Source organism: Amycolatopsis sp. WGS_07, assembly GCF_045278895.1.
Taxonomy (GTDB): domain Bacteria; phylum Actinomycetota; class Actinomycetes; order Mycobacteriales; family Pseudonocardiaceae; genus Amycolatopsis.
Window position 1 is genome coordinate 9,498,359 of the sequence record NZ_CP136053.1, and the last position, 13,508, is coordinate 9,511,866.

Genomic DNA, 13,508 nt, shown 5'->3' on the forward strand with positions numbered 1-13,508 from the left:
TGCGGCGCGGCTCAGATTTCGCGGCCGGCGAGCCAGGCCATCGCCTGCGCGAAGAGCTTGCGGTAGCCGTCCCAGCTCATGAATTCCTCGGGAGCCCAGTGCGGGGAGATGTCCGAGGTGAACGCGAGCGTGCGGCCGCGGCCGACCTGGCGCGCGGCCAGCATGACGTCGCCCTCGACGGTGGCGAGCAGTTCGGCGTCCGGCTTCAGCGTCGTGTGCTGGTAGCCCAGCAGGATCGGCCATTCCTCGTCGAGCCCCGCGACCACCGGGTGGGAGGACTGCACGACGCGGGCGTTGACGCCCTCCGGGGTCTCCACGCGGTCGTCGTGCGGATCGATGTCGACCGGCAGGATCTCCTCGATCGGCGTGCGGTGGTAGTTGGCCTTGCCCTCGAAGCCCTGGAAGCTCAGGTAGCCGCCGGCCATCATGAGCCCGCCGCCGTTCTCGACCCACTCGCGCAGCAGCTTCAGCCGGTTCGGCGTCGGACGGCCGCGGGTGAAGGTGTCCGGGTGCAGCAGGAGCGTGTTGGAGCCGACGTCGGACAGCAGCACGACGTCGTAGGCGCCGAGTTCTTCCAGCGTCTGCGGGAATTTCTCGGCCACGTCGTGCGAGCGCAGGTGAGTCACCTCGACCCCTTCCGCCGCCAGCGCCGCGAGCAGCCGCTCGCACCCGATCTCGACCTGCGTGTGCGCGAACGGGTCGTATCCCTTGTGGTCGATCGTCGCACTGACCCACGACTCCCCGGCTAGCAGGACCTTGACCATCGACGACTCCTTCAGGGCGAAAACCGTTTAGCGTGTGTTGCGCAACGTAGCGCAACACCGCCAATATAGGATGCGGTTGCAGTCGCCGTCAACGCTCGAACGGGGAGGAGCCGGATGTCGCTGGCGAAGGTGGCCCGGGAGGCCGGAGTGGCCGTGTCGACGGTGTCGAGGTATGTCCGGGGCGAGCTGAACGTCGCCACCGACACCGCCCGCCGCATCGACGCCGCGCTGTCCGCCGAAGGGCATCCGCCCGTGCAGAAACAGGCGACCGGCCTCAGTCTCGGCCTGGTCGTCCCGTCGCTGGAAAACCCGTATTTCTCCGCGCTGGCGGACGCGGTGGTCGACGCCGCCGCGGCGGACGGCATCGACGTGTTCACCGCGCTCACCGGGTCCTCGCCCTCGCGCGAGCGCGCCAGCGTGGAACGGCTCATGCGGCTTCCGGACGTGTCCGGGCTGATCTACCTGGGGATGAACACCACCAACGAGGCCTTCGCGAACCGCTTGCCCGGCGACTTCCCGGTCGTCTTCCTCGACGAGTACGTCAAGGCCGCCGGGCAGCGGATCGCGCACATCACCGCGAACAGCTTCGGCGGCGCCTTCCAGGCCACGACCCATCTGCTGTCCCTTGGCCACCGGCTCATCGCCCACGTCGGCGGCCCGGCCGGGCTGCGGACAGCGGACCAGCGCGAGGCCGGGTACCGGGCGGCGCTGAAGGCGTACGGGGTCGAGGCGAACGAATCGCTGATCGTGCGCGGGGCCTTCAGTTCAGCCTTTGGCATGAACTTTTTCGCGCACATGGCCCGGGCCGACGCCACGCCGACCGCCGTGTTCACCGCCAGCGACATCGCCGCCGTCGGCCTGCTCGAAGCGGCCCGGCGCGCGGGGATCTCGGTGCCGAAGGACCTGTCGGTGATCGGCTGCGACGGAATCGCTCTTGGCGAATGGACGTCGCCGAGGCTGACCACCGTCGCGCAGCCGACCGAGGACATGGCCCGCAAAGCGGTCGACGAGATCACCCGCCTCGCGGCCGGCATCGCCCCCGCGGACCACGTGCTCTCCATGCAGCTCGTCGTCCGCGAATCGACCCAGGAGTACCCCGCATGACCGACGAAGCCCTGGCCCTGCTCGGCGATCTGGTGCGCCAGGACACCACCTCGGGAGGCAACGCCGCGCAGTCCGCCGCCCAGGAGCTGGCAGTCTCGTACGCCACCGCCACCTCGGGCGTACGCGTCTTGCAGCGCTCGGCCTCCGGGCGGCCATGGGTTCTCCTCGGCACCGGCTCGCCCGACGGGCCGCTTTTCGTATGCCACATCGACACCGTCCCGGTCGGTTCGCTCGACCTCTGGGACCGCGCCCCGTTCTCCGCGGACGTCGACGAGGAGTTCCTGCACGGCCGCGGCAGCGTCGACATGAAGGGCGGGCTCGTCGCCGCCTTGGCCGTGTTGCGCAACGCCGCGGAAGCCGGCGCCGACGCGCAGGTCCTCATCACCAGCGACGAGGAGATCGGCTGCCGGGGCGCCGCGGAGGCCTCGGCGGCGCTGAACCTGACGCCCAGGATCGTCGTCGTGCCGGAAGCAACCCAGAACCACGTCTCGCTCGGCCACCGCGGCGCCACCTGGCTGCGGCTCGCCGCCGAGGGCAAGGCCGCGCACGGCTCCACGCCCCACCTCGGACGCAACGCGATCCAGCTGCTCGCCGACCGGGCCCTCGGCGCGCTCGGCTCCCTTCCACTGTCCACCGAGGACTATCTGGGCGAGGAAACCGTCAACGTCGGCACGTTCGAAGGCGGTACCGCGACGAACATCGTGCCCGCGTCGGCGACCCTGACCCTGGACGTGCGCACCGTGGACGGCGGCGCGCCCGCGATCGCCTGGGCGGCCTCGCTCGATCCGGCGATCACCGCCGAAGTGGAGCTTGACCTGCCCGCGGTCCGCACCCCGCACCTGCCGGACGCGCTCGCGGGCCACGCCACCGCACCGGCTGCCAGCTATTTCACCGACGCCTCGGCCCTGTCCGGGTCCGTGGGCGGTGCGCCGATCGTGATCTGGGGTCCCGGCGATCCCCGCCAGATGCACGCGGCGAACGAGAAACTGGAACTGGAGTCGTGGCGGCAGGCGTTGCGCAACTACCGGGAGCTGGTGCTGTCCGTCGCGCGCTGACTGTTGCCCCTCCCGGTAGTCCGATGTCGACGGTCAACCGTCGCCGGGCGGCTTCGGCAGGGCCGAGACAAGCAGCAGCTCGCGCTGGGCAGCCTCCAGCGCGAGCGCGTCCGCCACGCGCTGCACGGACATGATTTGCGGATTCCGGTGCTGCCCGGTCTCCCAGCGTCGGATTGTGCGCTCGGAAAGGCCGGCCATTTCCGCCAGCTCTTTCTGGGTCAGATTCCGTTGCTTCCGATGGCTCCGCAGCACGGCACCGAATGGCGCATCCACAACGCTTCCCCGTTTTCGGTTTCCCCGATCCTCCTCCGCGAACAGTAGTTGACTTCCTCGCACCGGCAAGCGGTTCGGCCCGGACGCGGACATAGATGGCCGGTCGGCCGGTCTAGCCAAGCTTCGGCCTCGTCGCCAGGATGGAAAGCGCCATCCGAGAATTCGGCGCGAACGGAACGACCTGATTTCCGCACCGCATGGATGCGGCTGCCGCGATACCGGAAAGGTCTCCGTCGCGAAAACCAGAAAAGGGGAGATAGGGTGAAAAACCGACGCCTTACCGCGTTTTCCGCGGTCGTTCTCGGCGCCGTCGGGTCGCTGGCGGCCGCCGCTCCAGCGGGAGCGGCTCCGCACCGCGTCGAGACCGTGATGCACATCGGCCGGTTCGACGCGGCGGTCGCGGCCGCGCACGGCTACGAAATCCGCACCTACCCGAACGGCACCCAGTACTCGGTGCCCAAGGGCGCGCCGGCCGGGTTGGCACCGCACAACGTGGTGACCGGCGACTGCGGCAGATCCTGGGTCTGGGAGGACGGAATCGGCAACGCCTCCGTGCACCTGGACACCGGCTTCAACGTCCGCACCGCCGTCATCGGCCGATCGTGGACCGTCACGCTCGACGACAACGGCGGCGAGAGCACCCAGGGCTTCTCCGGCGGGCCGAGCGGAGCCTACTGGGACGAAGGACGCAACGTCGGCGGCCTGACCCGCGGCCCGGGCTACGCGGTCGTCAAGGGCGGCGGCGGGAACTTCGCCATCCTCATCGACGGCGGCGTCTGCTATTCCGGCGGCCCCTCGGCAAGCACTACCATCTACTGAGCGCACCCGGAAACGCCTGGATCTGCGATTGCGAGCGCCGCATGGACGCTGACGGAAGCGGGGTCCCGCCACCGCGGGGCCCCGCCCTCGCCGACTACCTCACCCGTTTCCCCTGCCCTCTCGCGGCCGCGAGGAAAGCCCCGCCGCGAGCTGGAACGTCCAGGGCACCGACTCGCTGGTGACCGCGCTCGAACTGGTCTACGAAAGCGACGCCCGCTGCCAGCTGACGGTCAAGACCGTCCGTTCCCGCGAGGGCCTCGATCCGCGCGGCCTGCCGTTCGACACCACCGCCGACCTGCTGAGCAATTTCCTCAGCCGTGCCGACGTCGTCGCCGATCCGGAGCACGCGTCCGATCCCGCCGCCCGCCGCGAGCGCTATCAGCGCATCCAGCACGCCGCCGGCCACGCCCCCAGCAGGCCCGCGACGGTGTCCTGCGACGGAGCCCCGGCCACCGGGCAGCGCATCGACGCCCTCGGCCTCGCCGTGCTCGAACTGCCCTGGCACGACGGCGCGACCGTGCTGTGCGTCGGCGTTCCCGAACTCGTCGACCGCCTGGTCCTGCACACCGCCACCGCCGAAGACCTCTCCCGCTTCTGACCCGATGCCAGCGCCAGGCTGACCATCCACAAAGGACACAAACTGCCACCGGAATGCCCGGTTGGCGTCCATTTACCCGTATTCTCAAGCCCGCTAGGGCGAGCGGGGAGCCGAGGCGGAGTCCTGTTTTCGACGCACTAATCCCCTGGCGCGGCGGGGAATCGGTCGGATCCGGACTGCGTTCGCCAGCACGGCGCAAGGCTCCGGGCCGGAAGCCTCCGGTGCTAGAGCATTGTTGCCCTAGCCGGGGCCGGCGGTCCGGCCATAGCGTCGGGAGTTCGTGCAGTCCTCAGCACGGAGGCGCGGCTGTGGTGATCGAGCAGGACCTCGCCCGGATCTACGAGGCGATCCGCGCGCTCGCCGGGGGTTCTCCGGTGGCGCTGCGGCATGTCGTCCAAGTCTGCCGGGAAGTGCTGGCGGCCGACGGCGCCGGGGTGCGGCTGACGGATCCGCGCGGGCTCGGCGAACCGGCCTACGCCACCGATCCGCGCGCCGAGCGGATGCTCGAACTCCAGATCACCGTGGGGGAAGGCCCTGGGCTGACCGCGTTGCGGCGCCGGTTCGCGGTGCTGTCCGCCGGTCTGGACGAGCCGCGGCGGATCCGGCAGTGGCCGCTGTTCGCGCCGGCCGCGGTCGACGAGGGGATCCGCGCGATGTTCGCGTTCCCGCTGTCCACCGGGGCGGCTTCGATGGGGGTGCTCGAAATCTACCGGGCGAGCGGCCGGACCCTCTCCGATCCCGAACTGGATCTGGCGCTGACGATGGGCCAGGTCACGACCGGCCACCTCCTCGACAAGGTGGCCCGCACGGCCGCCGGCGAGGCCGACGCGATGCTCGACGAGGAGCTTTACCACCGCTGGCGCACCGTGCACCACGCCACCGGGACGCTCGTGGCGCAGCTGGGCTGTCCGGTCACGGAGGCGTTGCTGCGGCTGCGCGCCCACGCGTACGTCACCGGCCGCCGGTTGTCCGAGGTGGCGGACGACGTCACCGCCGGCGTGCTGCGGCTGCCCTCTGACCAGCACGACGACCGCGAGAAGAACGACTCGGAAGACCGCCGCGACGAAGACGACGGCGGCGAGGGCAGGAGGCGGACGGAATGAACACGTTGGGCGGAGAGTGGGCGTCGCTGCTGCTGGAGGCGGCCCGGACGGTGGCCGTCCCCCGGGCCGGGCTGGACGCGGCCTGCTTGCTCACCGATCTCTGCGTCCGATTGCCCGGCGTGGACGAAGCCGTCGTGCTGCTGCCCGACGACCACGGCCAAGCTGTTCCGCTCGCGGGCACCAACGGGCAACTGTTCGACGATTTCCTCGCTTTCCGGGCCGACGAGGACTTGTTATCGGCCGGGAAACCCGGGCAGGGCCACGAAAACAACGATGCCGTGACGGTGTACGCCGACCTCGGCCGGCAGGCCGTCCGGTGGCCTGGACTGGCCCAGATCGCCGCCGTGCACGCCGTCACCACCGTGCACACGGTCGCGATGGAGGCGTTCGGCACGGTAGTCGGCACCGTCGTGCTGACCAGCCGCGAGCACTGGACGCCGTCCGCGAGCGAGATCGACGCCGTGCGCGGATGCGCCTCGATCGCCGCGGCGGGCATGCTGGCCGACGTCGTCGCCGACAGCTTGCCCGACACCGCGCTCCGGCTGACCCGCTACACCGCGCAGCAGGACCAGATCGCGGTCTGGCAGGCCACCGGGATGGTCGCCACCAGCCAGGGCGTCGGCCTCCCGGCGGCGGAGGCGATGCTGCGCGAGCACGCCCGGAACCGGGCCCAGCCGCTCGCGAGCAGCGCCGCGCACGTCGTGGACCGCGGCCCGGACGCCGCGGACGAGTTCGCCGACCCCGGCGACGATCCCCGGATCCTCGTGGTGGATCCGGACCGGTTCACGGTCAGCTGCCTGTCCGACGTGCTGCGTGCGGCCGGTTTCGAGGTCACCGCGACCACGTCCGCGACGGCGGCGCGGACGGCGCGCACCGCGCTGCCGCCGCCGGTGGCGATCGTCGACCAGACCGCCGCGGGGGCGGCCGAGCTGATCCGGAACCTCGCCGAGGAGCCGGGCACGCAGGTGATCGTGATCTCGCCGATGGCGGTCCGGCAGGCGCCGCCCGCCACCGCCAGGGTGCTGCCCAAACCCGTGCACCCGTCGCAGATCCTGGCCGCGGTCCGCGATCTGCATCCCGCCTCGGGCAAGCGGGTCGCGTGATGAAACAGCGGCTCGCCAGCGGGTGCGACCGGCTGGACACGATTCTGGGCGGCGGGCTGATCGACCCGTCGATCACCCTGCTGGCGGGAGCCCCCGGGTCCGGCAAGACCGTGCTGGCCCAGCAGTACGCGTTCGCCAACGCCGACCCCTCCCGTCCGGTGGTGTACTTCAGCACCCTCACCGAACCCCTGTCGAAGATCACCCAGTTCCTCGACGGCCTCACCTTCTGCGCGCCGGACCGGATCGGGACCTCGGTGCTGTTCGAGGACCTCGGCGACGTGGTGACCTCGGGCGGGCTGAACGCCGGGCTCGCGAGAATCACCGAGATCGCGACCCGCAGCCGCTGCGCGATGCTGGTCGTCGACAGCATCAAGGCCCTGCGGTACGCCACCCCGGACCCGGCCGCCTACACGCGGTTCCTCTACGAACTGGCCGGGCGGCTCAGCGCGCTGGCGACCAGCACCCTGTGGCTGGCCGAATACGGGAGCGCGGAACTCGCGACCTCGGCCGAGTTCACCATCGCCGACACCACCATCGCGCTGTCCACCCAGACCAGCGGCCAGCGCACCAACCGCGCGCTGCAGGTGCTCAAGCTCCGCGGCAGCGGGTTCCTGCCCGGCTGGCACGCCTACCGCATCTCCGAGGACGGGCTGGACGCCTTTCCCCGGCTCAGCGACTCCTCCGACGGCGACGGCGCGCCCGACCCGGCCAGCCCGGCCCGGGTGAGTTCGGGCATCGCCGGGCTCGATTCCTTGCTGGACGGGGGTTTCTGGCCCGGGTCGAGCACCATCGTGGCCGGGCCGCCCGGCTCCGGCAAGACCGTGATGGGCCTGCACTTCGCGTTCCACGGCACCGAACTGGGCCAGCACAGCACGTTCACCACCCTGCAGGAAAGCCCGCTCCAGCTCGACCGGGCCGTGCACAGCCTCGGCTGGCAGCCGCGGTCGCGCGGCGTCACGCTGCGCTGCGAATCCCCCAACGACATCTACATCGACGAATGGTGTTACGACCTGCTGGAATCGCTGAACGCCACCCAGTCCCGCAGGCTGGTCATCGACAGCCTGACCGACCTCGCCGCGGCGTGCGAGGACGAGCGGCGGTTCAGCGAATTCCTGCACTCCCTGCTGGGCCGCTGCGCCCAGCTGGGGGTCAGCACGATGCTCACCCTGGAAATCCCGGACCTGTTCGGGTGGGAGGGGCTGTCCGACAGCGGGGTTTCCCACCTGTCCGACAACGTGATCCTCCTGCAGTACCAGCGCGCCGCCGCGCGCGTCGACCGGGCGCTGACCGTGCTGAAAACCCGGGCCAGCACGAACCGTCCCTACACCACCACCTTCGAGATCACCGGCAACGGCATCGTCATGGACAGTCCGGCTGACCCGGACCGTCACCGCAGCGGGTCGTAGGCGCTGAGGTCGATCCCCGGGTCGGCCTCGCGAGCCAGCCGGGCCGCGATCGACCCCGCGTACGGCCCCATCGTGAGCCCGGACGCGCCGAGCCCGTTGGCCACCACCAGCCCCTTCACCTGCGGCACCGTGCCGAGCAGCGGCCGGAGGTCCGGCCCGGCGGGACGGAATCCGACCCGGGTCTCCACGTACGTCGCGTCCGCCAGTCCCGGTGCCACCGCCAGCGCTTCGGCCAGCACTTCCGCCAGCCCGGCCGCGGTCACCCGGTTGTCGAACCCAGCGCCGTCCTCGCGCGTCGCGCCGACCACGATCCGCGAATCGTCGAAGGCCAGCAGGTAATGGCGCGACTGCGGCAGCACCACCGGCCAGTGCGCGGTTTCCGTTCCCGGCAGCCGGAGATGGACGATCTGCCCGCGCTGCGGTTCGACCCGCACCTCGACCCCGAGCGGCTTGAGCAACGCGGGCGACCAAGCCCCTGCTGCCGCGATCACCGAATCCGCGCCGAGGAACTCGTCGCCGACCCGCACTCCCCCGTCCGCGATTTCAGCAGTGCCCTCGACAATCCGCGCCCCGCGCCGAACCGCGGCCCGGCGCATCGCTTCGCGCACCAGCCGGCCGTCCAGGCGGGCCGCGCCTGGAATGTGGACGGCCGGGCCGTCGTGCGCGAGCGGCGGGAACAGTTCCCGGGCCTGCTGCGCGTCGATCAGCTCGACGTCGCCCGCCAGCGGCGATTCCTTCGCCCGGTTCGAGATCCGCCGAAACTCTTGCGCCGCTTCGCTTTCGGAGACCAGCCGCAGCGAGCCGACCCGGCGGTAACCGAGGTCGGTCTCCCCGTCTTCGGCGAGCGCCGCCCGCAAGCCCTCGTAGTACTCCGCGCCGCCGCACGCCATCCGGTACCAGTCCGGATCGTCCACGGCGGACGACCACGGGCAGATGATGCCCGCGCCCGCCGACGTCGCGCGGCCGCTTGCCGCCTCGTCCACCAGCACCGTGTCCACCCCGGCCCGGACCAGCTCGTATCCGGCTGCCGCGCCGACGATCCCGCCTCCGACTACGACTACCCGCATTTCGTCCGCCCCTTCTCGTCCGATTGTTTTCTTCTCACCGCACGCCGCTCATCCGCCGCTGCACCCAAGGCGCGAGCAGCAGCAAGACGACGCCCGCCGCCATCACCGACGCGCCGACCCCGGCGAAATAGCCGATTTCGGTGTCCTCGCTGTACAACTGCACCAGTTGCGCGTTGATCCCGCTCGCCGCCGCGGACGCCAGGAACCACAGGCTCATCATCTGGGCGAGGAACGCCCGCGGCGCCAGCTTGGTTGTCGCCGAAAGCCCTACTGGCGACAGGCACATCGACCCGCAGATCACCACGAAGTAGCTCGCGACGAGCCACCACGGACTGGCCGGCACGTGCACCCCGTGCAGCAGGCCCGGCCCGGCCATCAGCACGAACGACGCTCCGCCGAGCAGCAGCCCGAGCGCGAATTTCCGCGGCGTCGCGGGCTGCCGGTCCCCCAGTTTGATCCACAGCCAGGCGAACGCCGGGGCCAGCACCAGCGTCGCGATCGGGTTCAGCGACTGAAACCACGACGACGGCACGGAAAACCCGAAAATCTCCAGATCCGTTCGCTTGTCCGCGAATTGCGCCAGCACCGAACTGGTCTGCTCGTTGACCACCCAATAACACACCGCGCCGAGGAACAGCGGAATGTAGGCAAGCAACCGAGACCGCTCGACGGCGTCCGTCCGCGGGCTGCGCAGCATCATCGCCAGGTACGCCACTGGCAACACGACTGCCAATACCGTCACCGCGTTGATCAGCGTGCGCACCGTCAGCGCTCCGGCAATCCCGAACGCGCCGACTATCAGTGCCAGCACCACAATTCCCGCACCGGCCCGAATCGCGACCCGCCGCCGTTCCCCGTCGCGCAGCGGATTCGTCGGCGCTGCCCCGGCCTGGCCCAGGTGCCGGCCGCGAGCGAACACCAGCAGCCCGGCCGCCATCCCGACCGCGGCGAGCGCGAACCCGACGTGGTAATCCACCTTCTGCCCGAGCGTGCCCACGAGATAAGGCGCGATGAACGCACCGAGGTTGATTCCCATGTAGAACACGGAAAACCCGGCGTCGCGGCGATTGTCCTTCATCGAGTACAGCTCGCCGACCAAACTGGACACATTCGGCTTCAGCAGCCCCGTGCCCGCGACGATCAGCAGCATCGACACCAGCAGCGCGGGCAGCCCGCCCGGCACCGCCAGCGCCAGGTGCCCGCACATGATCAGCGCGCCGCCGGCCTGCACCGCGCGCCGCATGCCCAGCACCCGGTCGGCCAGCCATCCGCCGCCGACGCCGGACATGAACACCAGCGCGCCGTAAATCGACACCAGCGCCGAGGAGGTCGCCTTGTCCAGGCCGAGGCCGCCCTCGGAAGTCCGGTCGTACAAGTAGTACAGCAGGATCGCGGACATTCCGTAATAGGAAAACCGCTCCCACATTTCGACGAAGAACAACGTCGCGAGGCCGCGGGGATGGCCGAAAAACCGTCGGTCATGCGCGGACGGCAGTGCGGACGCCATTGTCTGCTCGTTCATAGCCGCCTTTCGGTAAAGAGGGCAGTCGCTGAACGAAGAAAACGTTCAGCAGGTCGCGCCGTCGGACCGCCGCAGCAGCGGACGGTCGACAGTCCAGAGCACCTCGGCGACGACGTCGCCCTGGTTGTGCACCGCGTGCGGAGTCGTGGACTTGAAGTGGATCGAATCCCCTGCCGCGAGCACCACGGTCTCGTCCGGCAGCAGGAAGGCCAGTTCGCCGCTCAGCACGTAACAGAATTCCTCGCCGTCGTGCTGAGTGACCGGCGACGGCTGATCAGTGGGACGCACCCTGGTGGCCAGCACCTCGATGCGCTGGTCCGGCAAATCCGCGGTGAGCACGCGGTGTTCCCGCTCGCCCAGCACCACCCGGGCGGCGCGCGGATCGTCGTGCCGGGTCACGGCGTATTCCGCTCGGCTCCGCTTGCCCGCGGCGCCGAGCAGTTCGACCGCGTCCGTCTCGAGCGCGCTGGCGATGGAAAACAGCGAGGTCAGCGAAATCGCATTGACGCCGCGTTCGGCCAGCGAGAGAAACCCGGGCGAAAGACCGCACCGCTCGGCCAGCTCCCGCAACGTCAGGCCGCGTGCGGACCGGAGCCGCTTGATCGCCGCCCCGACTTCACGGGCTGGATCTGCTTCCGCCACGGCTCCGACCTCCTTCCGTCCGCCTGAGTTTAGTCCGGCAAAACAGAGCCAGTCAATACTAAACACGAGTGCGCGCACCGCATCGCTCGGCGAATTCCCTTGCCGGACAACGAGAAACGCGTTCAGCCCGCCCGGTGGCCGGCGGGCCGGGCGGTGACGGCCGCGGCCTCCGCCGCGACCACCTCCTCGGCATCGTCCAATCGGGCCGCCAGATTGGCCCGCGCCTGCGCTACCGCCCCGGACACCAGCTGCTCCGCGAACTCCTTGTGCACGGCCAGCCGTTCCTTGAGGTTCTCCCGGACCTGCGCCTCCTGCTGCTCGGTCGCCGTGATCACCAGCCGCAGCTTCTCCATCAAATGCCGGTGCGCGCTGGTCAGATGCCGCGACCCGAGCAGCTCGACCACCTCGACGTGGCACCGGATGTCCGCCTGCACGAACCCGGTGACGTCGTGGTCGTGCACCGTCTTCTCCAGGTCCCGCACCGCGTCGGTGATGCGCGCCAGCTGCTCGGCCGAAGCGTGCGCGGCCGCCTCGACCCCGCCCAGTTCGAGGAACCGCCGGGCCCGGTAGATGTCCCGCACGTCCTCCGGGCTGAGCGTGGTCACCTGAAGCACCCGGGTCGCCGGGTGCCGGGTGAGCAGGCCGTCCATCAGCAAGGTGTTGAGCGCCTGGCGGATCGTCGCCCGGGACGCCCCGAGGTCCTCGGCCACCGCGTCCTCGGTCACCGGCGTGCCAGGGCTCAGCTCGCCGCTGAGAATGCGCTCGCGCAGAATCGCCACGCTCTTCTCGGCGACCGTCTCCCGCTGAATTCGGCCCATACCCCCGGTTCCCTTCTCGAACAAACCTGGATCGATTCTACTGGTCGCCCGGGCGGCGAGGCGGCTGCGTGCGGGCGTGCCGGACCCCCGGCGCGAGAAGCCGATCGGGCCGGAAGTCCGCGAGCAGGTCCTGCGCCGCGCCGTCGTGCACCTCCTTGGCCACGAGATCGCCGAGCAGCGGCGCGAGGGTGACGCCGCTGTGCGTCGCGACCACGTAGAGCCACGGCTGCGCGGGCACCGGCCCGGCGACGGTGAGCCCGTCCGCCGGAAGCGCCCGCTGGCCGACCCGCAGCTCCGAAACGGTCGCGGCCCTGGTGTGCCGCAGCACGCTCCGGAGCCGGTCGAGCAGCTCCTCCGCGAGCGGCGACCCGGGATCCGGCACGGCCCGCGGATCCGCCGTGCGGTCGAGGTCGAGCGCCTGCAGCTGCAGCCGGCCCGCCCCGTCTGGACGGACGTTGAGCCGGGACGTCGTGAGCAGCCCGCGCAGCGCGGCCGGGACCGGGCTGGTGACCGCGAGATAGCCGACCGTCGCGTCGCCGGGATGGGTGAAGGTTTCCATCGCCAGCGGCACGTCCGCCTGCGCCAGCAGCTCGCTGGTCCACCGGCCGACGCAGCTGACCACCCGGTCGCAGCCGAGCGCCGTGCCGTCGGCGAGCCGCAGCACCGGCCGCCCGCCGTCGGTATCGAACGCCTTGACCTGCGCCCCGCTGACCACCTGCACGCCCAGCTCTTCGGCCGTCGTGAGCAGGTGGGCGAGGTAGAGCTGCGGATAACAGTGCGCCTCGCTCGGGAAGTAGGCGATCAGGCCCGGGTCCGGCGGGACGAGGAGGTCCGGAACGAGCTGCCGCGCGCGTTCCGCCGTGACCTGCTCCACGGGGTAGCCATGACCGGTCAGACGCGCCATCCGCTGTTCCAGCTCCGCGGCGTGCGCCGGGTCGGTCGCGACCTCGAGGTGCCCGCCGGTGCCGAGCCAGCCACCGCCGGTGGTTTCGGCGAGCCGGCGATGCGCGTCCATGCCCGCGAGGTTGAGTTCGTAGTAGGACTGGGGCTCCTTCTTGTTCGCGTTGACCCAGGCGTAGCTGGTCGAGGACGTGCCCGCGCCGGGGACGTGCTGGTCCACGACGGTGACGCGCGCGCCGCGGCGGGCGAGCGCGGTGGCGACGGACAGGCCGATCACCCCGGCCCCGATGACGACGATCTGCACGGAACGCTGCCCCTTTCCAGGCTTTCCAGG

14 protein-coding genes are annotated in these 13,508 nt (G+C 70.7%); 7 read left to right on the top strand and 7 right to left on the bottom strand.

The window, feature by feature from the left end:
* Positions 1-11: 11 nt before the first annotated feature.
* On the bottom strand, positions 12-764 hold the full coding sequence (locus tag RPX00_RS44550; protein ID WP_406634999.1) for a glutamine amidotransferase: 753 nt from the start codon (positions 762-764) through the stop codon (positions 12-14).
* 114 nt (positions 765-878) lie between these two features.
* On the opposite strand from RPX00_RS44550, the gene RPX00_RS44555 reads away from it, so the two are divergent.
* Together RPX00_RS44555 and RPX00_RS44560 are read left to right on the top strand one after the other, a co-directional pair.
* Positions 879-1,868 (top strand): LacI family DNA-binding transcriptional regulator, encoded by a 990-nt coding sequence (locus tag RPX00_RS44555; RefSeq protein WP_406635001.1) that lies wholly within the window; start codon positions 879-881, stop codon positions 1,866-1,868.
* Positions 1,865-2,923, top strand: coding sequence for a M20 family metallopeptidase (locus RPX00_RS44560; RefSeq protein WP_406635003.1), 1,059 nt, complete (start codon positions 1,865-1,867; stop codon positions 2,921-2,923). Before RPX00_RS44555 ends, RPX00_RS44560 begins: the two co-directional genes overlap by 4 nt.
* Before the next feature lie 33 nt (positions 2,924-2,956).
* On the opposite strand, the gene RPX00_RS44565 is transcribed toward RPX00_RS44560, so the two are convergent.
* On the bottom strand, positions 2,957-3,196 hold the full coding sequence (locus RPX00_RS44565) for a helix-turn-helix transcriptional regulator (protein WP_406635005.1): 240 nt from the start codon (positions 3,194-3,196) through the stop codon (positions 2,957-2,959).
* Positions 3,197-3,457: 261 nt separating this feature from the next.
* Here RPX00_RS44565 and RPX00_RS44570 point away from each other — a divergent pair, with 261 nt between their 5' ends.
* From RPX00_RS44570 to RPX00_RS44590, 5 genes are all read left to right on the top strand, one after another.
* Positions 3,458-4,015: a hypothetical protein gene (locus RPX00_RS44570; protein ID WP_406635007.1), complete on the top strand. Its 558-nt coding sequence runs from the start codon at positions 3,458-3,460 to the stop codon at positions 4,013-4,015.
* A gap of 178 nt (positions 4,016-4,193) precedes the next feature.
* Complete coding sequence (locus RPX00_RS44575; protein ID WP_406635009.1) at positions 4,194-4,613, top strand: hypothetical protein; 420 nt, start codon at positions 4,194-4,196, stop codon at positions 4,611-4,613.
* A 308-nt stretch (positions 4,614-4,921) separates the two neighbouring features.
* A complete protein-coding gene (locus RPX00_RS44580) occupies positions 4,922-5,716 on the top strand; it encodes a GAF and ANTAR domain-containing protein (RefSeq protein WP_406635011.1) in 795 nt (264 codons plus the stop codon).
* Positions 5,713-6,819, top strand: a complete 1,107-nt coding sequence (locus RPX00_RS44585; protein WP_406635013.1) for a hypothetical protein — start codon at positions 5,713-5,715, stop codon at positions 6,817-6,819. Before RPX00_RS44580 ends, RPX00_RS44585 begins: the two co-directional genes overlap by 4 nt.
* Positions 6,819-8,225, top strand: a complete 1,407-nt coding sequence (locus RPX00_RS44590) for an RAD55 family ATPase (protein WP_406635015.1) — start codon at positions 6,819-6,821, stop codon at positions 8,223-8,225. The genes RPX00_RS44585 and RPX00_RS44590 overlap by 1 nt, the downstream gene beginning before the upstream one ends.
* Here the strand turns inward: RPX00_RS44590 and RPX00_RS44595 are convergent.
* From RPX00_RS44595 to RPX00_RS44615, 5 genes are all read right to left on the bottom strand, one after another.
* Positions 8,207-9,292, bottom strand: a complete 1,086-nt coding sequence (locus RPX00_RS44595) for an NAD(P)/FAD-dependent oxidoreductase (protein ID WP_406635017.1) — start codon at positions 9,290-9,292, stop codon at positions 8,207-8,209. The two genes, RPX00_RS44590 and RPX00_RS44595, sit on opposite strands and share 19 nt — an antisense overlap.
* Positions 9,293-9,326: 34 nt before the next feature.
* Positions 9,327-10,799 (bottom strand): peptide MFS transporter, encoded by a 1,473-nt coding sequence (locus RPX00_RS44600; protein ID WP_406635019.1) that lies wholly within the window; start codon positions 10,797-10,799, stop codon positions 9,327-9,329.
* Between the two features lie 60 nt (positions 10,800-10,859).
* Positions 10,860-11,456 (bottom strand): helix-turn-helix domain-containing protein, encoded by a 597-nt coding sequence (locus RPX00_RS44605; protein WP_406635021.1) that lies wholly within the window; start codon positions 11,454-11,456, stop codon positions 10,860-10,862.
* A gap of 122 nt (positions 11,457-11,578) precedes the next feature.
* A complete protein-coding gene (locus tag RPX00_RS44610) occupies positions 11,579-12,274 on the bottom strand; it encodes a GntR family transcriptional regulator (RefSeq protein WP_406635024.1) in 696 nt (231 codons plus the stop codon).
* Positions 12,275-12,311: 37 nt separating this feature from the next.
* Positions 12,312-13,478: an NAD(P)/FAD-dependent oxidoreductase gene (locus RPX00_RS44615; RefSeq protein WP_406635025.1), complete on the bottom strand. Its 1,167-nt coding sequence runs from the start codon at positions 13,476-13,478 to the stop codon at positions 12,312-12,314.
* Positions 13,479-13,508: the final 30 nt, after the last annotated feature.

Bases quoted from the DNA above. Each gene is read 5' to 3' on its own strand.
- RPX00_RS44600 (WP_406635019.1), bottom strand. From the start codon at position 10,799: ATGGCGTCCGCACTGCCGTCCGCGCATGACCGACGGTTTTTCGGCCAT.
- RPX00_RS44560 (WP_406635003.1), top strand. From the start codon at position 1,865: ATGACCGACGAAGCCCTGGCCCTGCTCGGCGATCTGGTGCGCCAGGAC.
- RPX00_RS44550 (WP_406634999.1), bottom strand. From the start codon at position 764: ATGGTCAAGGTCCTGCTAGCCGGGGAGTCGTGGGTCAGTGCGACGATC.
- RPX00_RS44595 (WP_406635017.1), bottom strand. From the start codon at position 9,292: ATGCGGGTAGTCGTAGTCGGAGGCGGGATCGTCGGCGCGGCAGCCGGA.
- RPX00_RS44610 (WP_406635024.1), bottom strand. From the start codon at position 12,274: ATGGGCCGAATTCAGCGGGAGACGGTCGCCGAGAAGAGCGTGGCGATT.
- RPX00_RS44590 (WP_406635015.1), top strand. From the start codon at position 6,819: ATGAAACAGCGGCTCGCCAGCGGGTGCGACCGGCTGGACACGATTCTG.
- RPX00_RS44555 (WP_406635001.1), top strand. From the start codon at position 879: ATGTCGCTGGCGAAGGTGGCCCGGGAGGCCGGAGTGGCCGTGTCGACG.
- RPX00_RS44585 (WP_406635013.1), top strand. From the start codon at position 5,713: ATGAACACGTTGGGCGGAGAGTGGGCGTCGCTGCTGCTGGAGGCGGCC.